Origin of the sequence: Cognatishimia sp., from assembly GCF_964229375.1 — a bacterium.
Classification (GTDB): Bacteria; Pseudomonadota; Alphaproteobacteria; order Rhodobacterales; family Rhodobacteraceae; genus Cognatishimia.
This window is the reverse complement of sequence record NZ_CAXREH010000069.1, coordinates 28,927-48,416: the sequence shown is the minus strand read 5'-3', so window position 1 is coordinate 48,416 and position 19,490 is coordinate 28,927. Positions and strand designations below refer to the sequence as shown.

17 protein-coding genes and 1 tRNA gene are annotated in these 19,490 nt (G+C 58.2%); 8 read left to right on the top strand and 10 right to left on the bottom strand.

The genetic code is table 11. The annotated features are described in order from the left end of the window. Positions 1-229: 229 nt before the first annotated feature. A tRNA-Cys gene (locus ACEQWH_RS05580) sits at positions 230-303 on the bottom strand. Positions 304-443: 140 nt separating this feature from the next. Between ACEQWH_RS05580 and ACEQWH_RS05575 the strand changes: the two genes are divergently transcribed. From ACEQWH_RS05575 to ACEQWH_RS05560, 4 genes are all read left to right on the top strand, one after another. Further along, complete coding sequence (locus ACEQWH_RS05575; RefSeq protein ID WP_370228747.1) at positions 444-1,097, top strand: protein-L-isoaspartate O-methyltransferase; 654 nt, start codon at positions 444-446, stop codon at positions 1,095-1,097. Between the two features lie 58 nt (positions 1,098-1,155). Beyond that, positions 1,156-2,538: a TolC family outer membrane protein gene (locus ACEQWH_RS05570; RefSeq protein WP_370228745.1), complete on the top strand. Its 1,383-nt coding sequence runs from the start codon at positions 1,156-1,158 to the stop codon at positions 2,536-2,538. Between the two features lie 69 nt (positions 2,539-2,607). Continuing rightward, positions 2,608-3,429: a hypothetical protein gene (locus ACEQWH_RS05565; protein ID WP_370228743.1), complete on the top strand. Its 822-nt coding sequence runs from the start codon at positions 2,608-2,610 to the stop codon at positions 3,427-3,429. A 33-nt stretch (positions 3,430-3,462) separates the two neighbouring features. Further along, on the top strand, positions 3,463-4,044 hold the full coding sequence (locus ACEQWH_RS05560) for a cobalamin biosynthesis protein CobQ (protein WP_370228742.1): 582 nt from the start codon (positions 3,463-3,465) through the stop codon (positions 4,042-4,044). 52 nt (positions 4,045-4,096) lie between these two features. Here the strand turns inward: ACEQWH_RS05560 and ACEQWH_RS05555 are convergent, their stop codons facing one another. Further along, the gene (locus ACEQWH_RS05555) at positions 4,097-4,417 is read right to left on the bottom strand and encodes a DUF6280 family protein (protein ID WP_370228740.1); all 321 of its coding nucleotides are present in this window, start codon (positions 4,415-4,417) and stop codon (positions 4,097-4,099) included. Positions 4,418-4,624: 207 nt separating this feature from the next. Here ACEQWH_RS05555 and efp point away from each other — a divergent pair, with 207 nt between their 5' ends. Further along, positions 4,625-5,188, top strand: coding sequence for an elongation factor P (efp, locus tag ACEQWH_RS05550; protein WP_370228738.1), 564 nt, complete (start codon positions 4,625-4,627; stop codon positions 5,186-5,188). 55 nt (positions 5,189-5,243) lie between these two features. Here the strand turns inward: efp and ACEQWH_RS05545 are convergent, their stop codons facing one another. Then, positions 5,244-5,981 carry a folate-binding protein YgfZ gene (locus tag ACEQWH_RS05545; protein ID WP_370228736.1) on the bottom strand — a complete coding sequence of 246 codons (738 nt, stop codon included), beginning with the start codon at positions 5,979-5,981 and terminating at the stop codon, positions 5,244-5,246. Positions 5,982-6,047: 66 nt separating this feature from the next. Here ACEQWH_RS05545 and ACEQWH_RS05540 point away from each other — a divergent pair, with 66 nt between their 5' ends. After that, a complete protein-coding gene (locus tag ACEQWH_RS05540) occupies positions 6,048-6,725 on the top strand; it encodes a TIGR04283 family arsenosugar biosynthesis glycosyltransferase (RefSeq protein ID WP_370228735.1) in 678 nt (225 codons plus the stop codon). Here ACEQWH_RS05540 and ACEQWH_RS05535 read toward each other — a convergent pair whose 3' ends face one another. Further along, the gene (locus tag ACEQWH_RS05535; protein WP_370228734.1) at positions 6,726-8,618 is read right to left on the bottom strand and encodes an ABC transporter ATP-binding protein; all 1,893 of its coding nucleotides are present in this window, start codon (positions 8,616-8,618) and stop codon (positions 6,726-6,728) included. Further along, the gene (locus ACEQWH_RS05530; protein WP_370228732.1) at positions 8,615-9,298 is read right to left on the bottom strand and encodes a tyrosine-protein phosphatase; all 684 of its coding nucleotides are present in this window, start codon (positions 9,296-9,298) and stop codon (positions 8,615-8,617) included. Before ACEQWH_RS05530 ends, ACEQWH_RS05535 begins: the two co-directional genes overlap by 4 nt. A 247-nt stretch (positions 9,299-9,545) precedes the next feature. Between ACEQWH_RS05530 and ACEQWH_RS05525 the strand changes: the two genes are divergently transcribed. Next, positions 9,546-10,745, top strand: coding sequence for an alanine--glyoxylate aminotransferase family protein (locus ACEQWH_RS05525; RefSeq protein WP_370228730.1), 1,200 nt, complete (start codon positions 9,546-9,548; stop codon positions 10,743-10,745). Here the strand turns inward: ACEQWH_RS05525 and ACEQWH_RS05520 are convergent. Both ACEQWH_RS05520 and ACEQWH_RS05515 read right to left on the bottom strand, forming a co-directional pair. Beyond that, the gene (locus tag ACEQWH_RS05520) at positions 10,742-10,933 is read right to left on the bottom strand and encodes a hypothetical protein (protein ID WP_370228728.1); all 192 of its coding nucleotides are present in this window, start codon (positions 10,931-10,933) and stop codon (positions 10,742-10,744) included. The two genes, ACEQWH_RS05525 and ACEQWH_RS05520, sit on opposite strands and share 4 nt — an antisense overlap. Positions 10,934-11,026: 93 nt before the next feature. Then, on the bottom strand, positions 11,027-12,130 hold the full coding sequence (locus tag ACEQWH_RS05515; protein ID WP_370228727.1) for a pyridoxal phosphate-dependent aminotransferase: 1,104 nt from the start codon (positions 12,128-12,130) through the stop codon (positions 11,027-11,029). 109 nt (positions 12,131-12,239) lie between these two features. Here ACEQWH_RS05515 and ACEQWH_RS05510 point away from each other — a divergent pair, with 109 nt between their 5' ends. Further along, positions 12,240-13,025 (top strand): crotonase/enoyl-CoA hydratase family protein, encoded by a 786-nt coding sequence (locus tag ACEQWH_RS05510; protein WP_370228725.1) that lies wholly within the window; start codon positions 12,240-12,242, stop codon positions 13,023-13,025. Between the two features lie 12 nt (positions 13,026-13,037). Here the strand turns inward: ACEQWH_RS05510 and ACEQWH_RS05505 are convergent, their stop codons facing one another. The 3 genes from ACEQWH_RS05505 to ACEQWH_RS05495 all read right to left on the bottom strand — a co-directional run bounded on the left by ACEQWH_RS05505 (position 13,038) and on the right by ACEQWH_RS05495 (position 19,113). Next, a complete protein-coding gene (locus ACEQWH_RS05505) occupies positions 13,038-14,225 on the bottom strand; it encodes an MFS transporter (protein ID WP_370228724.1) in 1,188 nt (395 codons plus the stop codon). A 113-nt stretch (positions 14,226-14,338) separates the two neighbouring features. Then, positions 14,339-17,377, bottom strand: coding sequence for a valine--tRNA ligase (locus tag ACEQWH_RS05500; protein ID WP_370228721.1), 3,039 nt, complete (start codon positions 17,375-17,377; stop codon positions 14,339-14,341). A gap of 158 nt (positions 17,378-17,535) precedes the next feature. Continuing rightward, a complete protein-coding gene (locus ACEQWH_RS05495) occupies positions 17,536-19,113 on the bottom strand; it encodes an amidohydrolase (RefSeq protein WP_370228720.1) in 1,578 nt (525 codons plus the stop codon). Positions 19,114-19,490 lie beyond the last annotated feature (377 nt).

Genomic DNA, 19,490 nt, shown 5'->3' with positions numbered 1-19,490 from the left:
TTGTCCAAACGCAACTTTCGATGAATGGTTTTTGTTCGAACGCCGTAGCTCATAATTCGGTCAAATCAGCCAAAGTATCTGTTGTAACATAGACTACTTGGAATCGAATTTGATTGCACTGAATTCTGAAAGGTCACTGTGTACGAATTGTGTACAGAAAAATATGGCAAAGTGCACCACATGATCTTGTGGCGGTAGGGTAAAGTGCTGCGATATATTTTGGTTTTCGTGGAGGCGAGTACCGGAATCGAACCGGTGTACACGGATTTGCAATCCGCTGCGTCACCACTCCGCCAACTCGCCATCCGTGGTGTGACGTGGGCAATATCTGAACTCTGAGGCGCCTGCAAGAGCGAAGACGCGCCTTTTGTTGCGCAAGTCGTTGCGACCTCAGATTTATTGTGGCAAGAGAGGATAACGGAAAATGAACCGAAGAGTTTAGAATGTCAGACTACGCCACGCGTCGCACAGCTATGGTCGATACACAGATCCGGCCTTCCGATGTCACAAAGTTCCCGATCATCGAGGCGATGTTGACTGTCCCGCGCGAAGCTTTTGTGCCTATGGATATGCGTGAAGCCGCCTATATGGGCAAAAACCTTGATATGGGTGATGGTCGCGTGCTGCTTGAGCCGCGCACGTTGGCTAAGATGTTGGATGCGCTGGATATTCAACGCGACGAGCTGGTGCTGGATGTCGCACCGGGCCTTGGGTATTCCTCGGCTGTTGTGGCGCGGATGGCGGAAGCTGTTATCGCCGTTGAGGACTCAGAGGCGCGTGTCGAAGAAGCGCAGACGATCCTTGCGGAACACAACGTCGACAATGTGGTCGTTCAGGCTGGTCCACTGGCCGAGGGCGCTGCGGAACACGGCCCCTATGATGTGATTTTGGTGCAAGGTGGCATCGAAGAATTACCGAAATCTTTACCAGAACAGTTGAAAGATGGCGGTCGGATCGCATGTGTAGTGATGACCGGTGCATTGGGTGACGTTCAGATTGGGCAAAAACTGGACGGAGAGATCACCTGGCGTTCGATTTTCAACGCAGGGGCACCCGTATTGGAAGGCTTTGTGCGCGCACGGGCTTTCGCACTTTAAAGAAGAGCGGTTGCCTCTGGTGGCGGTCGTCTGGGATACGAGCAAAAGGGGCGCGCTCATGCGTGTAAAAGGGTTTTTTGGTAAAGCTGCGACTGGCGTTTTGGTTGCAGGTCTTTCTGTGTCGGTGGTCAAGGCAGATACTTTGGCGGATGCCATGGTGGGCGCATACAGCCATTCAGGTCTTTTGGAGCAGAACCGGGCGCTGCTGCGTGCCGCTGACGAAGGTGTCGCTCAGGCCAATGCAGCCCTGCGTCCTATTCTGAACTACGCGGCGACGGCTTCGACGGGCTATAATTCCGCCACAGGGTCTTCAAGCACCGCAACCGTGACTCTCAGCCTGTCTCAGCTGCTGCACGACTGGGGCAGCTCTCAGGCCGGGATCGAGGCGCAAAAGCAAACTGTTCTGGCCACCCGCCAGCAACTGATCGCGATTGAGCAAAGCGTGCTTTTGTCGGCGGTCGACGCCTATATGAACCTGCGTCGCGATACCGAAATCGTTGCCTTGCGCGAAAACAACCTTCGGGTCATCACACGCGAGCTGCGTGCCGCCAATGATCGCTTTGAAGTCGGGGAAATCACCCGTACCGATGTGGCCACCGCCGAAGCGCGGCTGGCAGGTGCCCGCGCCGAGCTGGCTGCCGCCCGAGGCACGTTGATGATGTCTGAGGAAATCTATGCGGCGGTTGTCGGCAAGCGTCCGGGCACTTTGTCGGCGCCCGGTGCGTTCCCTGCCACGGCGTCTTCTGCGTCTGCGGCAACCTCACTTGCTGTACGCAGCCACCCCGAGATGCGCGCTGCGCAGCATCAGGTGGCCGCGGCCGAAGCTGGTATCGCACAGGCCAAAGCCGCGATGCGTCCTTCGACATCGCTGAGTGCCAACCTTGGTTTCACGGACAACCTGAGCAGCCCAAGTGTTACGAATTCGCGGTCTCTGTCGATCACCACGTCTGGCCCAATTTATCAGGGCGGCTTGATCAGCTCTCGTCTGCGGCAGGCAATGGCGCAGCGCGATGCTGCGCGCGGTGGTCTGCATGCGACACGTCACAGCATTCGTCAGGGTGTCGGGATCGCCTGGGCACAGGTTCTGTCGGCACGTGCGCAGACGGCTGCCAGCCAGGAGCAGATCAGAGCTGCAGAAGTCGCCTTTGAAGGCGTTCGCGAAGAGGCCTCTTTGGGGTCGCGCACAACGCTTGACGTGCTGAACGCCGAGCAAGAGCTGCTGAACGCAAAGGCCAACGCTGTATCCGCGCAAAGTGCTGAATATACAGCGACTTACAGCTTGCTTGCCTCTATGGGCCTTTTGACGGTCGACCATCTGAACCTGCGGGTCAAACGCTATGATCCCGAAGCCTATTACAACCTTGTGAAATCTGCGCCAGTGTCGCGCAGCAAGCAAGGGGCTCAGCTGGACAAAGTGCTGAAGGCGCTTGGTAAGGAATAAACCAAAACGCACTTGTTGTTTCATCTTGCGTCTGCCGCTACACTGGCGGCAAGGCAAGAGTGGTACAATATGTCAGACCCTTTGAAAAAAGACGAAATAGAGGACGTCCTGTCCTCGATTCGCAGGCTTGTTTCCGAAGATGTGCGCAGTTTGGCGGAACCCGAAGCGGTGACGCCATCTGAAAAACCTGCGCAGGTTGCGGCGGATAAGTTGGTGTTGACGCCCTCGTTGCGCGTTGGTGAAGAGGCCGCAACAGAGGCCCCACGTCCTGAAACGACCGAAGATCTGGTGGCGCAGGAGGTTGCCAAAAGTCTGGCACAACCTCAGCCAGAAGCGGGCCCCCGCGTTCTGACCCTGTCCAAAACCGGCGCGGATGTGATCCAGCCAGAAGAACCTGTCGAGGCCAAAGAGCCGGAAACCAAAGAAGCAGAGCTTGCCGAGCCCGAGCTTGCCAAGCCTGCTGAAAAGGCACCTGAGGCGCAGGAAGAGGTCGCGGTCAGGCCAGAGATCGAAGACGCGCAGGAGCTTCCTGCCGTGGAATGGCAGTCGGTCCGCAGCTATTCCGAGATGGAATTTGACCCAGAGGCCGCCGGCGATGGCGATTACGCCGGGACCGAAGTAGATGCGATCGTGTGGGGCCAGTCCGCCGACAAGCCCGCAGCCGAGACAAAAGCCGCGGACGCGGTGATCGACGCCGAAGTGATTGCCGAACCCAAGGCAGAAGAGCCGCCATATGAGGCCGTCTTGGACGAAGAGATGCTGCGCGATCTGGTTGGTGAAATTGTGCGGCAAGAGTTGCAAGGCCCGCTGGGTGAGCGGATCACACGCAACGTCAGAAAGCTGGTTCGCCGCGAAATCAATCGCGCGCTGGCCTCGCGCCAGATTGACTGATCCCTTGGCGGCTGAACTGAAAGAGAGCCGCCTATGAACACGCCTGCACATATCCTGATTGGCTGGGCCGCGTTTGCTCGCAAGGGCGACAAGCGCGTGGTGGCGGCTGCGATCCTTGGCGGGCTTGCGCCGGACCTGTCGCTTTACCTGCTGGCGGGTGTTTCGCTTTTCATTGTGAATATTCCGGCCAATGTCGTGTTTGGTGAGCTCTATTTCAGCCCGGCATGGCAGACGATTTTCTCGATCGACAACTCGTTTATCGTCTGGGGTATTTTGCTGGGCCTCGCGCTGTATCGCAAAAGTGCGGGTGGTATTGCGCTATGTGCGGCCGCGATTTTGCATTTGGTTCTGGATTTCCCGCTGCATCACGACGATGGGCGTGCGCATTTCTGGCCGCTCAGCTCTTGGATTTACGAAAGCCCGGTCAGCTATTGGGACAGAGACCACCATGCGGGCTTTGTAGCGCCTGTGGCGGCTGTTCTGGCCACGGTCAGCGGCATCGCCATCATTCGCGAAGACTGGCGGCGCTGGCGGACGGTTTTCGTGGTCGCGATGGTGGGGCTAGAGCTGTTTGGCGCTGCGGTGCTTTTTGGCGCGGCCCTGCAGCTCGGATAAAAAAAGCGCTGCACAATGGCAGCGCTGAAACAAGAATTTTGTCTTGGGTAACTTAAGCCGCCTCGGCTTCCATCGCGGCGTTGCGACGCTCGCTTTCTTCGCGGGACAGGGCGACAGAGGTCCGGACACCTTTGCCAACAAATTCCATCAGGCCAGTGACAACCCGTTCGTTCGGGTCAATACCAGCGCAAGACAGGACTTCGCGTCCGTCGCGAGAGCGCGCCCAACGCGCGATCTGGTCGGGACCGTTCCCGTATTTTTTGTCATCCGCAATTGCGTCATCCAAGGCAGCAAGTACGACAGCGGCAAACAGCTTGCGAGAGCGGTTGCCCTGTTCGTTATTAAAAGCAGTGCCATCAACGAAATCGATCATCTCGTCGTCCTTTGTTTTATTGGTCTTGTGTTTTTGGCGTGAGGTGCCTTATGACGCATCGGACTCGATTCGGGTACCCCAATCCTGCATAGCTTCTATGCGTGAGCTGCATAGCTCAGGTCCAAATACGTGTGCTTGTCACGTCTTTCAGGGCGAGATATAGGTGCTGCGAACATCCGATCAACCCTTTCGTCATGGTTTTGTCACATGCCTAAAATTAACGGAAATGAAATCCGCCCGGGCAACGTCCTGGAACACAACGATGGCCTTTGGGCCGCTGTAAAAGTCGATCACGTAAAGCCCGGGAAGGGCGGCGCATTTGCGCAGGTCGAACTGAAAAATCTTCGCAACGGCTCCAAGCTGAACGAACGCTTCCGCTCTGCGGACAAAGTCGAGCGCGTGCGTCTTGAGCAAAAGGATCAGCAGTTCCTTTATGAAGACGACGGTATGTTGATCTTTATGGATACCGAGACCTACGAACAGATCCAGCTGCCTGCCGATCTTCTGGGTGAACGTCGCCCGTTTCTGCAGGACGGTATGACCATCGTGGTCGAATTCTATGAGGCCGAAGCGCTGAACGCGACTGTCCCGCAGAAAGTGACCTGTCAGATCGTCGAGACCGAGCCGGTCGTCAAAGGCCAGACCGCTGCGAACTCGTTCAAGCCTGCGATCCTGGATAATGGTGTGAAAGTCATGGTGCCGCCTTTCGTAGGGCAGGACGAGATGATCGTCGTGGACCCCATCGCAATGGAATATTCCGAGCGCGCCTAACCCCGCCTTGGCCCGAAACAAAAACCTCCGGCTCTGATGCCGGAGGTTTTTTCGTTTAGGCCCGCGTGAGTGTTGCCTCGCCGGCCTGCATCTCGCCGGTTGCGCGGTCAAAGCGCAGATAGGCGAGCGCTGTGTCGCCTGCACGACTGTGAAGGGTTCCGACGGGTTTGCCGTTAGCGGTGATCTCGTCCCCCGCCTGCGCCGCACCTGTGACTGTGACCTGCGCCAACCCTTTGCGCAGTTCGGTTTTGTGCTTCATGCGCGCGGTGACTTCCTGACCGACATAACAGCCTTTGCGGAAATCAACGCCGTTCAGCCGCTCAAAGCCCATTTCCAGGATATAGCTGTCCGCAGACAGCTCGATCCCCGTGCGTGGCACCTCAGAGGCCACATAGAGCGCCGTCCAGTCCGTGGTGTCGCCGTCTTGCGCGGTGTCGCGATAGGCGCGCCAGCCCAAAGCCGTGGCGCGGGGATCCATATACCCGTCCGCAGGGCACTCAGACGTCCCCTGATGGACATGAATGTCTGCATCAGCAATGACCACATCCGCCCGCAGTTTGTACATCGTCAGCCGCATTTTAAGCGCTTCTGCTAAGGACGCGTCCACGTCCAGCAGAATGTCGTCGCCATCAGCCAGCAAAAAGAAATCAGCCAGATATTTGCCTTGTGGCGTCAGCAGTGCCGCATAGACAAGGCCGTCGCGGGTTTTGTCGACATCATTGGTCACCAACCCCTGCAGAAAGCTTTTCGCATCGCTGCCTGAGATCCGAAGGATGTGTCGTGCGTCTGACATGTGTTGATCCTGTTCTTTTTGGTAAGGATAATATAGAGAGTGCCTGCCCGTGCAAAAGGGGGAAACGTGCGCGCTCCACTCACAATTGTAATCCCGACGCTGAATGCCGAAGCAGGTCTGGCTGCGACGCTTGAAGCGCTGATGGAAGGCCTGTCCGCTGGGCTGATCCGCGAGGTGATCGTCAGTGACGCAGGCTCGCAAGACCGCACCGCTGATATCGCGGATGAGGCCGGGTGCGATTTGGTGACTGGCCCGCCGTCGCGCGGTGGCCAGCTGAGGCGTGGGGCCGCAGCAGCCAAGGGCGACTGGCTGCTGTTTTTGCACGCGGATACAGTGCTTGAGGCGGGGTGGTCAGACCATGTCGCCGCGCATATGAAATCTGAAAACGCCGGGTATTTCCGTCTGCGGTTCAATGCGAGAGGTGTGGGGCCTAAGTGGGTTGCAGCGTGGGCAAATCTGCGGTCCGTGCTGTTTGGGTTGCCTTATGGGGATCAGGGTTTGCTGATCTCGCGCGTGGCGTATTTAGAGGTTGGCGGATACCCTGAGATTCCGCTGATGGAGGATGTCGCCATTGCGCGCGCGCTGCGCGGCAAGCTCACGCCGATGTCCTGCGTAGCCCTGACCAGTTGGGAGCGCTATGAGCGCGCAGGCTGGCTTAAGCGGGGCAGCCGAAACCTTGTGACGTTGCTGCGCTATTTGCTGGGGGCGTCGCCCGAGCAGTTGGCTGAAAGTTATCGTAAATAATCAGAGCTTTGGCAGACGAGACAACAGGCGCGCGATAAAACCGGGTTTGGCTTCGGTGAGCGCGACCTCGCTGCGGGATGCATTCTGACGCGCGCGTTCTTCGGCCGTTGGGCCGTCGCTTGCGAATTGCAACGCATGCAGGTCGGCGTAAAGCCCGTTTCTGTCCAAAAGATCTTCGTGGCTGCCTTCTTCAACAACGCGGCCTTTGTCCATCACGACGATTTTGTCAGCTTCGCGCACTGTGGACAGGCGGTGTGCAATCACCAGCGTTGTGCGCCCTTTAGAAAGCTTGTCCAAGGCTTCCTGCACCAGCACCTCAGATTGTGCATCCAGCGCCGATGTCGCCTCGTCCAGCAACAGGATCGGCGTGTTGCGCAGCAGGGCGCGCGCGATGACCACACGCTGACGTTGCCCGCCAGACAGCCCCGACCCACGGGGGCCAACACGCGTGTCCAATCCATCCGGCAGCTTTTTGACAAAGTCGCTGACATGCGCCGCATCAAGCACCTGCGCCAGTTGGCGTTCGGTGACATTGTTGCGGCCCAGAAGGATGTTTTCGCGCAGGGTTTCGTCAAACAGCATCGCATCCTGGCTGACAACCGAGAACAGATCGCGCAGCCCTGACAGGCTCATGTCATTGGTCGCAACCGAGCCGACCGTTGCCGCGCCCTTGTCGGGATCAACAAGTCGCGTCAGAACGTTAAACAGCGTGGATTTCCCAGCCCCTGATGCGCCAACAATTGCGGTGGTTTTGCCGGCCTCTGCGGTGAAACTGGTGCCGGTGAGGACCTTGGCGTCGCCGTAGGACAGGTGAACATCGTCAAAGCGGATGGCCAGATCTTTGCTGGGAGATTTCACCGGCTTGGGTGGGGATTTTAGCGCGGGCTCCGCCTCGAGCAATTCGCGCAGGCGTTCAATCGAGGCTGCCGCAATCTGCCACTGGCCGCTGATGGCCCCCAGACGGCGCAACGGTTCAAAGGCAAACCCAAGCGCCGTGAAGAAGGTCATGAATTCGCCAATGGTCTTTTCGCCCGCGATGATTTCAGAGCCGCCATAGAACAGAACTCCCAGAAATCCGAGACCCGCCATGATATCGATCAATCCGGGAATGGTCGCGGCACCGGTTGCCGAGCGCACTTCGGTGGTCACAAGCGAGCCTGTCAGGTCGCGGAACTGGCGGGACTGATAATCCTCTAGCCGATTGAGTTTGACTGGAATGATGCCGTGAAAGATCTCGTCCAGCCGTGTGGCCAGTCGCGCGCCCAGATCACGCGCTTCGCGGGCGCGGCGGCGTACGAATTTTTGCACAAGCACAGACGGCAGCACCAAGACGGGCGTGCCAATGCAGGCCACCAACGTCCAGCGCCAATCGACGCTGACGGCGACGCCCAGAAGAACCAACAGGCCGATGAAGTCACGTCCTGCACCGGTCAGAACCGTGTTCCAGACATTGTTGATCTGCATGACATCCGTCTGCAAACGCTGGATCAGATACCCCGGAGGGTGCTGTTGGTGAAAGGACATATCCTGACGCATCAGCTTGTCCAGAAGACGCGTCCGCAACTCTGCGGCGGTGCGCTGTGAGATCAGAGTCAACAAGACCTTTTGGCCTATCGAAGACAAGGCCCGGGCAACAAAGACGCCCATGATAACCAGCCCGACCCACGACAACGTGTCCGTGTTGCCCTGCAAGAAGACATCATCAAACATCGGCTGCATCATGCGGGCAAGTGCCCCGAGCATAGAGCCTTCGATGGTCATGAACACCAAGGCCATCAGCAGATAGCCAATGTGCTTTCGAAGGAAATTGCGCCACAGCCAGCCTAAAAGCTGACGGCTGTTCTGGCCGGCGTCGGGCGCAGATCCTGCGGTCTTCTCAGGTGTGTCTGTCACGCGGTGATCGAGGCCCCGTTGTTGAACGCTGTCTGGAGCGCCTGATGATCGTATTCGCTTGCGGCCCATTCTTCAAATGAGATTTCAGAACGCCGGTTGCGCGCGATGTAGCTGTTTAGGATGTAATCCAGAATGCCCGTCTTGGTCCATTTCAGGTGAACATATTTGACCGCAAGCATCCGCATCGCGGACTGCATCGGTTCCTGCATCACAATATTGAGATAAAGAGCCGAGGCAAACCCGGTGCGGTCGGCGCCAGATTTGCAATGCATCACAAAGGGGCGCGGCGTGGATTTCAGCGCGTCGATAATGGCCAGCAATGTGGCACGGTCAGGCGCAGATCGTGCCGAGAACCCCATCGAGACCACGTCAAGTTCAAGCGCATCGCAACTGGCCTTTGCTGTGCGATGTGGGATCGTGGGGCCGGACCCTCTAAGGTTCAAGACGGTGGTGATCCCGCGCTTTTTCAAAGCGGCAAACCGACGATGGCTGGGTTGGTTCGAGCGGAAAACACCCGGTGCGATTTCTTCGAAATTGAACCAGACCCGTCGCAGGATCCCGTGATCTTTCCAATCCAAGATAAGCGTGGCGCGCAAGCCGTATTCCGCAAACAGCAACCAAGGGTTTGGTGGCATACGCACATGCGGAGCTTGTGGCGGGTGCTGGGGCGTGTCGGACATGGGCGCTCTTACGTGGGGCGGCCCATGGAGAGCCTGAATGAGAGGTGGTGTAGAGAGTCTTGCGCATACTGGCAAGGGACTGGCCAGACAGCTCACACAATCAAAGTGGCAGCGCGTCGTCAGAACAACGGGAGGAAATGGGCGAAACGCCGGGTCTTTGCGCGGCTTTTTTGACACCGGAATAAACCTGCTCGACAAGGATTTCGCGACAGGCTTAAGTGGCCCGACAAGGTTGCGAGGTCTAGTAATGAGTCTGTCAGAAGGTCGGCCATATTTGGCAATTCCAGGTCCGTCGGTGATGCCTGATCGTGTGCTGCAAGCCATGCACTGCGGCGCGCCCAATATTTATGCCGGCGAAATCGTGACGATGACGGAAAGCATCGCCAAAGACCTCAAGCGCGTGGCGGGCACCGAGCATCATGTCGCGATGTATATCGCCAATGGCCACGGCGTCTGGGAGGCGGCTTTGCGCAACATCCTGTCGCCGGGTGATACCGTGTTGGTGCCGTCGGTTGGTCAGTTTGGTAAAGGCTGGGCCAATATGGCGCGTAGCATTGGTGTTACTGTCGACTATATGGATTTTCCGCATCTGCAGCCCATGGATATGGATCAGATCAAGGCAAAGTTGCAGGCGGACACCGACCATAAAATCAAGGCGGTTCTGGTGACCCATGTGGACACCTCCAGTTCCATAAAAACCGATCCACGTGTGCTGCGCGGGATATTGGACGACTGCGGGCACCCGGCTTTGTTGGGGGTGGATTGCATCGCCTCTATGGGGTGTGACCGGTTTGAAATGGACGCCATGGGTGTCGATATGGCGATCTCTGCCAGCCAAAAGGGGCTGATGGTGCCGCCGGGTGTTGGCTTTGTGTTTTTCAACGATCGGGCTGCGGCGGTGCGTGCCACTGTCGAGGCCGTCAGCGAATATTGGGATTGGACACCGCGCGCGACGCCTGATGCCTATTACAAATATTTCAATGGCACCGCGCCGACGCATCATCTGTTTGGCTTGCGCGAAGCACTGGACATGATCTTTGAAGAAGGTCTCGAGGCGAACTGGCGGCGGCACGAAATCCTGGCGCGGGCAATCTGGGCCGCGGTCGAGGTTTGGGGCTCTGAAGGTCCGATGCAACTGAACGTCAGGGATCAGACCAACCGATCCCATGCGGTGACATCAGCACATCTGGGTGCGCCAGCTGCGGTTGATCTGCGCAATTGGCTTGAACAGAAAGCCGGCGTGACTCTTGGTATCGGCCTTGGCATGTCGACGCAGGAAGACCCGAAGGGCGAGGGCTTTTTCCGCTTTGGGCATATGGGCCATATGAATGCGCATATGGTGTTGGGCATGCTCGGGACGGTCGAGGCGGCGATGATCGCTCTGAACATTCCGCACGGAAAAGGCGCGTTGTCTGCTGCGGCGCAGGTTGTTGCCGAAGGCGCCTAGTGGTCCCTGAATTTCGCCTCGCGGTTTGCTTTTCGCAGCGCGAGGCGATTGATGCCAAGGTGCATCGCATAGGCCAGCATGCCGACAGCCACCAATCCCCATACTGCCCAGATGGTCACAAACACCATCAACAGATTCACAAAGCCCATCCAAAGACAGGCGACGCGATAATCTGGTGCAGATGTCATAGGGCCTTTCATAGCAGCGCTTTCGATGTCCAAACCTCTGCCTAGAACTCTAGCCGAGATCGCGCGCAAATCGAGGGCACCTTTTCGTGAGATCTAGGAGAGTGACTTTATCGCCGCGGGCAGCGCCTTGGCGACATGCGCAAGATCCTCGGGGCGACCGCAGCTTAGGCGAATAGAGCGGTCTTGGGGCGTGACGAAAGGCATGCGCACGAAAATCCCGCGCTCAACAAGGGCAGCAAGCAGGGCTTTGGCATAGGCGCCGTCCTGATGGCAGTCGATGGCGACGAAATTTGTCGCCGAGGGCAGGGCGGTCAGCCCGTTGTCGCTTGCGATCTGGGCAATCGTTTTTCGTGCGTCTGCAACTTGTGTGCGTGTCTGCGCAAGCCAGTCTTGATCGTGAAGGGCCGCCAATGCGGCTGCCTGACTGGCGCGGTTCATGCCAAAGTGGTTGCGGATCTTGTCAAAGCTTTTGATCAAGGCTTTCGTCCCCATCGCATAGCCAACCCGTGCACCCGCCATACCGTAACCTTTAGAAAACGTGCGCATACGGATCACACGCGGATGCTCGACGTCATAGACGGCGGCGGTGCCTTCGGGCGCCAGCTCGACATAGGCTTCGTCCAGAATAAGCAGACACCCCTCGGGGATCGCATCAAACTGAGCGACGATATCCTGCCCGCTGTGCCAGCTTCCCATTGGATTGTCGGGATTGGCGAAATAGATCAGCTTTGCGCCCGTGTTCTGCGCGCGCTTGATCAGCGCGGCCAGATCTTCGTGATCGTCCTGATAGGGAACGGTTTCCAAAACCCCGCCAAAGCCTGCAACATGGTAGTTGAACGTTGGATAGGCCCCAAGCGAGGTCACAACGACATCGCCGGGGGCGATCAGCATACGGGTCAGATAGCCCAGCAGCCCGTCGATCCCCTCGCCAACAACGATATTTTCGGGATCCACCGCATGAAAATCCGCCAGCGCATGCCGCAGGTCGTGGTTTTCCGGATCCCCGTACATCCAGATGTCCTGAGCCGCCTGCACCATGGCTGCGATTGCTTTGGGACTTGGGCCAAAGATGTTTTCGTTCGCCCCAAGTCGCGCCGCAAAGGGGCGTTTCATTGCGCGTTCTTGGGTTTCGGGGCCGACGAAGGGCACGGTGGCCGGCAGGCTGGCAACAAGGTCAGTGTAGCGAGGTGTTTTCATGGGCGGAGAAAAGCGGATTGCGGCGGAATGAACAAGGGGCTTGCCGCAACGTAGGACTCGTCATGTGGTGATTTTCCCCGGATAGTCGGAGCGTAACCAGGAGGATGCTATGCCGCGCGTATCTGTCGAATTTGCCAATCATATTGCTCATGTCACGCTGACACGGGGCGACAAGATGAATGCGCTGGATCAGGCGATGCTGGACGGGATCATCGAGGCCGGAGAAAACCTGAGGGGTAAAGAGGGGCTGCGTGCGGTTGTTGTTTCTGGCGAAGGCGATGCCTTTTGCGCGGGGCTGGATGTCATGAGTTTTGCGGGCTTTGCGGGCCAAGACCCCGAGGCTTTGTTGATGCCGCGTACCCATGGAATGTCCAATACCTTTCAGCGGGTTTGTACGGTCTGGCGAGAGCTTGAGGTGCCGGTCATCGCCGCGCTGCATGGGGTCTGTTACGGCGGCGGGATGCAGATTGCTTTGGGCGCAGACATACGGATTGCCGCCCCCCAGACGAAACTGTCGATCATGGAAATGAAGTGGGGACTGATCCCTGATATGGGCGGCATGGTGGTTTTGCCCAACCTGATGCGCTCAGATGACATGCGCAAACTGATCTATACCGCCGAGCCCATACTGGCAGACGACGCGCAGCGTATGGGGCTGGTCACCGAGCTGGCCGAAGACCCGCTTGCGCGCGCCCAAGAGCTGGCCACGGAGATTGCAGGAAAAAGCCCATCCGCCATGCGCGCGGCCAAAGCGTTGATTGATTTTGCTGAAAGCGGCGCGTCTGTGGCCGATGTGCTTTTGGAAGAAAGCCGCGTGCAGGCCAGTCTGATCGGCAAACCCGAGCAGATGGAGGTCGTTATGGCAAATATGCAGAAACGCCCCCCTAAGTTTTGACCGCAGCCTTTGTTATGGGTTTTTGGGCGCGGGTTTGAAAAAGCTCGTTACAACGGTCATCGCGCCGAATATGGCCATCAGAAGTGGGACGCTGTGATGGCTTTGCGTAAAGGCCAGTGCAGCTAGGGCCGAGCCGAGCGCTCCAAGCGACACCTGCACCGACCCAATGAGGGACGCCGCAAATCCGGGCATGTCGCCGGCCGGGTCCATGGCCATTGTGTTGGACGTCGGAAGGATCATGCCAAAGGAGAATACATAGATGCAGATCACGGCCCAAAAGACCGGCAGGCTTGGCGTAAAGAACAAGAGGGCACAGCTTGCGGTGGCGGCGACACCGGTGGCAATGACAGCCAACCTGTTCACTTGCGGCAACGTATAGCCTCCCAGCAGGCGACGGGTCAGCAATGCACCTGCGGTGTTGCTGAGGGCGGCAAATGCAAACAGGGCGCCAAAGGCTTCGGGATCCACTCCATAGACAGATTCAGTCAGGATCGCGCCGGTCGACAACATCCCCGCATAGCCTGCAAAAACAAACCCGCCCTGCAGCATCGGGACGAAAAAGGCCGACATGCCAAATAGTCGGCGGGCATTGGGCAGGACGAACTCAAAAGAAAAGCGTTCCGGGCGGCGCGGTGCCTCTGTGTCTGGGATATAGCGCGCGGTATAAAGGATATAGCCCATCGAAAAGAGCGCCAGAGCATAGAAGATCGCGGGCCACGCAAACAGGATCAACAGGCCAGAGCCAAGGATTGGGGCGATCATGGTCGAGACCGTTAGCACCGCAGCTAAGACCGCCAGAATGCGGGCCGCGCGGGTGCCTGTCGCCACGTCCCGCACCATGGCGCGGCAAATCACGGGCGCGCCTGCGGACATGCCTTGCAAGGCGCGCAAGACCACCAGCCACGTAAAGCTTGGCGCTAGGGCGCAGGCGAAACTGGTGATGGCAAAGGCCACAAGCGACAGTTGCAGCGCGAATTTCCGCCCATAGGCATCGGAAAACAGGCCCCAGAACAGTTGCCCCACGCCATAGGCAATCAGATAAGCGCCGATCAGCAGCGCGCCTTGGGATTCCGCGACCGCATAGTCCCGCGCGATGACGCCGGTTGCAGGCAGAGAGATGTCTGTGGCACTCGCAGAGATTGCGGTGACGCCACCAAGGTAAATCGTGGCACGGGTGCTCAGAAACGGGGACTTCGCCATATTGGGGCCTTTCCGTTGGCCGTGGGCTTGTGGTTTTACAAACTGATGACCGTGCCCGGCGGAAGGCCATCTGGAAAAGCAAACGCCCGCGTCAGACGCGGGCGTTGCTTGATTTAGTCCAGCTCGGCGAGGCGGCTGAGCGCGTCATTGAGCTTGGCTTCCTCTTCCTCGCGGGCGGCCAGATTGGCTTTCGCTTCGGCCACAACTTCTTCGGGTGCGGAGGCCGCGAACTTTGGATTGTTCAGACGACCGCGCAGCCCGCCAAGTTCTTTGGCCAGTTTGCCCAGCGATTTTTCCAGACGGGCTTTTTCCGCGGCCACATCAATGACGCCTTCCAGCGGCAAACCAAATGTCGCGCCATCCACGGCGATGGTTGCCGTGCCTTTTGGGAAGGTGGCAACAGAGGTCAGGCTTTCGACGCGGGCCAGCTTAAAGATCAAGGCTTCGTTGGCCTTAAAGGCCGCATCATTCACATCTGTGATGTCCGTGACAACCATCGGGATCTTGGAGCCTGCAGGCACGTTCATCTGCGCGCGGGTTGAACGGGTGGCTTCGATGGTTTGAATGACCCAGTTCATCTCGCGGTCCGCGTCAGAGTTCACGAGGTCCGCGCCATATGTTGGCCAGTCTTCGTGCACCAACAGAGTGTCGCGCTGGGCGGTTTGCCCCCACAGTTCTTCGGTGATGAACGGCATGATAGGATGCAGCAGGATCATACATTGATCCAGAACCCAACCCATCGTCGCGCGGGTTTCTGCCTTGATTGCATCGTCATCCGAGTTCAGCAACGGTTTGGCAAATTCTACGTACCAGTCACAGACCTTGCCCCATGTGAAGGCATAGAGCGCGTTGGCTGCGTCGTTGAACCGGAACCCCTCGAGGGCCGCGTCCACGGTTTCGCGGGTTTTGGCGACCTCGCCGATGATCCATTGGTTCACCGTGGCCGAAGCCTGCGGAACAGCGCGGCTGGGTGCGCCCGCTGCATAAACGTCGTTCATCTCGGCAAAACGCACGGCATTCCAAAGCTTGGTGCCGAAGTTGCGATAGCCCTCGATGCGTTTCATGTCGAGTTTCAACACGCCACCAAGCGCCGCCATTGCCGCAGAGCTAAAGCGCAGGGCGTCGGCACCGTATTCGTCAATGATATCCAGCGGGTCCATGACGTTGCCAGTGGACTTGGACATCTTCTTGCCTTTGGCATCCCTGACGAGGCCATGCAGGTAAACCGTATCAAACGGAATATCGTCCACGACGGCCAGCTGCATCATCATCATGCGCGCCACCCAGAAGAACAGGATGTCTTGGCCGGTGACCAGTGTCGAGGTTGGGAAATACTTCGCCATGTCCTGCGTGTTGCTTGGCCACCCAAGGGTGCCAATCGGCCAAAGGCCGGACGAGAACCATGTGTCCAGAACGTCAGGATCGCGGAACAGGGACACGCCTTTGTTGCCATCGCCTTCGTCCCATGTGGACGTGTGCAGCTCGTCTTCGCCGCGATTGAAATCAATCCCGATGTCCGCGCCGTAGTATTCCTTGGCCTTTGCCGCGACCTCTTCTTCGGTTGCCGCGCAGAAAGCCACATAGGGCGCATAGTCTGCTTCCGGATCCTCAAGCGTCGCCTTTTGCGGGCCATACCAGACCGGTATCTGGTGCCCCCACCAAAGCTGGCGCGAGATACACCATGGCTCGATGTTTTCCAGCCAGTTGTAGTAAACCTTTTCACCGCTTTCTGGCAGGATCTTAACCTTGCCGCTGCGCACCGCGTCCAGCGCGGGGCCAACGATCTTGTCTGTTTCCACAAACCACTGGTCGGTCAGCATCGGCTCGATCACCACTTTAGAGCGGTCGCCAAACGGCTGCATGATCGGTTTGTTTTCCACCATTGGCACGGTCTCGGTGACCTCAGACTCGTTGCCGTCGTCGTCTTTGACGGTTTTGGTCTGGGTCGTCATGACCGCAAGGCCTTCGTCGGTGATTTGCTGCACGACGCGCTTGCGGGCCTCAAATCGGTCGAGGCCTCGGATGTCGTCAGGCACAAGGTTGATCGCGTCGACTTCGGTTTCGGTGAACTCGGCCCCCTGCGCATGCGCCTGAGCCTTAGCCGCCTCGTCGCCATAGGGGGCACCGTCTGCGCGCATACCGCCTTTGGTGTCCATCAAACGGTACATCGGAATGCTGCCACGCTTTGCGACCTGATAGTCGTTGAAGTCGTGCGCACCGGTGATTTTCACTGCGCCCGAGCCGAAGTCGGGATCTGGGTATTCGTCGGTGATGATCGGGATCAGACGGCGATGCTCTTTCGGGCCTACCGGAATTTCGCAGAGCTTGCCGACGATGGGCGCATAGCGTTCATCGCTTGGGTGCACAGCCACCGCGCCATCGCCCAGCATGGTTTCGGGGCGGGTGGTGGCAATCGAGATATAGTCGCGGGTCTCGGACAGGATGACATTGCCGTCCTCGTCCTTTTCCACATACTCATAGGTCACCCCATCCGCGAGGGGGTATTTGAAGTGCCACATGTGGCCTGCGACTTCGATGTTCTCGACCTCAAGATCGGAAATCGCGGTTTCGAAATGGGGATCCCAGTTCACCAGCCGTTTGCCGCGATAGATCAGGCCTTTGTTGTACATGTCTACAAAGACCTTGATGACCGCGTCATGGAAATTGCCGCCTGCTTCATCCGCAGGCGCACCCGGCGCGCCGGACATGGTAAAGGCGGTGCGGTCGAAATCACAGCTCGCACCAAGGCGCTTCAGCTGATTGATGATGGTGCCGCCGGATTGCGCCTTCCAATCCCAGACTTTTTCGAGGAACTTCTCACGCCCAAGATCGCGGCGTCCGGGCTCGCCTGCTTCGGCCAAGCGGCGTTCGACAACCATCTGCGTGGCAATGCCCGCGTGGTCGGTGCCAGGTTGCCACAAAGTGTCAAAGCCCTGCATGCGTTTCCAGCGGATCAGAATGTCTTGAAGCGTGTTGTTGAACGCGTGCCCCATGTGCAGAACGCCTGTGACGTTCGGGGGTGGGATCATGATGCAATAAGAAGAGGCTTCGGGCTTGGCATTCGCGCCCGCTTTGAAGCATCCGGCCTCTTCCCAGGCAGAGAACAGGCGGCTTTCAGCCTCGGCAGCGTTAAAGGTTTTTTCCATCGCCATGATGATGATCCTACATGCGGTCTATTCGTATATCGTGGCGTGTTTAGCGGATGCTTTGAGCAAGGGAAAGAAGCGAGTGCCCCAGAGCGCCCCGAACACAAAAAATGCGCGGCTTTTGAGAGGTCTTGGCGGCAGGTTTCGGGTGCTTTGGGCGCAGGTTACGAATCTGGTCGCGTTGGGATCACCCAATCTCGGCCACGCTCTGTTGTGATGTACTCAGGCCAACGGAAATGCAGGGGCGGCGCATAGTCCGCAAGTGGCGCAATCCAGCGCGTCCCGCCAATGCCGCCGCCTGTGCGTTCGTTAAACTCCGCCGTTGCGCGCGCCAAAAGATCCGGATCGGTCAGGCAATCCAGCGCTGTCATGGCAAGGATCTGCGCGGCGACTTCGATCATCGGGTCGATACAGGCCGGATCACCGCCCAACGCGTTCATGGCCCAGGCAGGATAGGCCTTGCCTTCGGGCGCTTTCAGGGCCGGACGCCCCACGTAAAGGCGCACGGTGGGGGCGTGCCAGCAGTATTCCGTGTAATCATCAGACGTGAAGTTTTTCTGGCTGGGGGGGAGGGTGGCGCGCAGCTTTGCCTCGGCCTCTTCGGGGGACGTCAAGGTTTCCGTCATCGGAAGAAACGGCGCGTCCATTGCAGGAATACCAAGGTTTTTCTGGATTGCGCGCGCAAAACCCTTTGCGTCCTCGCCCCATCGAGGGGCCCCAACCGCTGACAGGTTTTCGTAAGTTGCGCGTGCTAGCGCATGGTTGGCCAGGCCGGGCCTTGATTTGGCCACCCAATGCCTGCGCCAATTGCAATGGCAAAGCTTGGCCGCTTGGTCTGCAATATGGTCCAGTCCGGCTATGATGTGGTCCGCGTCGCTGATTTCCGAGATGCGAATGAAATACTGGATCTGCGCGACTTGCGCCGGGATGTTGTCAGCCGTCGCCTGTCCGTGGCTGAGGATCGTTTCGTTCATAGACCAACTTTGGCCCGGTGCCATGATATGATCGCGCAACGCCTTGGCGTTCATATACATTTGCACCAGTGCGTCCGTCGCGCCGGGCGCGCGTGCGTCGGCATGGCTGGCAGGGATGGGCGATCCATCGGCACTGGCCATCCAGGTTTCGGGGGCCTCGCATGTAAACTCATAGATCACCCCATAGGCCGCGCCACAATGTGTGTCCCACCGCACGGTGTTGCACAGCGGAGCCATATAGAAGGGGTGAAATGACAAGGCGGCATCGAGGTCGTCGTAATATCCGGCCGCTGCGTGCAATGGTTTTGAGCCGCGCAGCTTTTCCGCAGGCTCGCCAAAAAACTTCAGGCGCCCGCCGATCCCGTGTTTTTCCATGGCGGCTTTTGTCGCCAGAAATCCTGCAAGAGACGATATGCCAAGTGCCGAATGTGGGTCAGTGTGACCGCCTGCGTGTTCAGACAACCCCGCGCGCGGCGCTTTGCGCGGCTCGGCGGCCTGACAGTTGCCGGGAATGCCGTCATATTCCGCATAGCCGCCAATTGTCGGACCGTCCCCATTGGACCAAGTCGCGCAGAACGCGGTGGGCATACCGGCGCTGCCAACCTCTACGTCAAACCCTTCGCGCTTGAGCAGATCGGTGTAAAACGCAGCACTCTGATATTCCCGCCACGCGGTTTCGCCAAAATCCCAGATCTGCCGGCACCAATCCGAATACTCGGACATGCGCGCAAGCACATCTGCACGGGCAAACTCTTTGATATCGGACATGCGCACCTCCTGCTCTCTGTCAGAGCTTAAGAGCCGGTGCGCGCCGCAGGCAAGCGCCTTTGTCTTTGCCTAGATGCCGGGAATAAGAGGCACGCCGCAGCCTGCAAGGGTCAAAAGCGAAGCGGCTGCGAAAAGCTTGAAGAAGGATGTCATATCTGTGCCTGTGTGTTGTTTTGCGCAGATGACCATGACGGCGATGTCAATTCAAGTGTGGCGGGCCCGCAATCGCAACCGTGGGGTTATCTCATTCCCGAGGACCTGTATATACAGGTGGGCGCCAGGTAACTGGACCAGGATCCAGACAGAGCCAGCTCCCTCGGAATTGCTTAAGGCCACCGGAATGCAACCGTATCACGAGAAGGGCAGAACCCGCCAAG

Coding starts and splice junctions, on each gene's coding strand:
- ACEQWH_RS05575 (WP_370228747.1), top strand. CDS start 444: ATGTCAGACTACGCCACGCGTCGCACAGCTATGGTCGATACACAGATC.
- ACEQWH_RS05570 (WP_370228745.1), top strand. CDS start 1,156: ATGCGTGTAAAAGGGTTTTTTGGTAAAGCTGCGACTGGCGTTTTGGTT.
- ACEQWH_RS05565 (WP_370228743.1), top strand. CDS start 2,608: ATGTCAGACCCTTTGAAAAAAGACGAAATAGAGGACGTCCTGTCCTCG.
- ACEQWH_RS05560 (WP_370228742.1), top strand. CDS start 3,463: ATGAACACGCCTGCACATATCCTGATTGGCTGGGCCGCGTTTGCTCGC.
- ACEQWH_RS05555 (WP_370228740.1), bottom strand. CDS start 4,417: ATGATCGATTTCGTTGATGGCACTGCTTTTAATAACGAACAGGGCAAC.
- efp (WP_370228738.1), top strand. CDS start 4,625: ATGCCTAAAATTAACGGAAATGAAATCCGCCCGGGCAACGTCCTGGAA.
- ACEQWH_RS05545 (WP_370228736.1), bottom strand. CDS start 5,981: ATGTCAGACGCACGACACATCCTTCGGATCTCAGGCAGCGATGCGAAA.
- ACEQWH_RS05530 (WP_370228732.1), bottom strand. CDS start 9,298: ATGTCCGACACGCCCCAGCACCCGCCACAAGCTCCGCATGTGCGTATG.
- ACEQWH_RS05525 (WP_370228730.1), top strand. CDS start 9,546: ATGAGTCTGTCAGAAGGTCGGCCATATTTGGCAATTCCAGGTCCGTCG.
- ACEQWH_RS05520 (WP_370228728.1), bottom strand. CDS start 10,933: ATGACATCTGCACCAGATTATCGCGTCGCCTGTCTTTGGATGGGCTTT.
- ACEQWH_RS05515 (WP_370228727.1), bottom strand. CDS start 12,130: ATGAAAACACCTCGCTACACTGACCTTGTTGCCAGCCTGCCGGCCACC.
- ACEQWH_RS05510 (WP_370228725.1), top strand. CDS start 12,240: ATGCCGCGCGTATCTGTCGAATTTGCCAATCATATTGCTCATGTCACG.
- ACEQWH_RS05505 (WP_370228724.1), bottom strand. CDS start 14,225: ATGGCGAAGTCCCCGTTTCTGAGCACCCGTGCCACGATTTACCTTGGT.
- ACEQWH_RS05500 (WP_370228721.1), bottom strand. CDS start 17,377: ATGGCGATGGAAAAAACCTTTAACGCTGCCGAGGCTGAAAGCCGCCTG.
- ACEQWH_RS05495 (WP_370228720.1), bottom strand. CDS start 19,113: ATGTCCGATATCAAAGAGTTTGCCCGTGCAGATGTGCTTGCGCGCATG.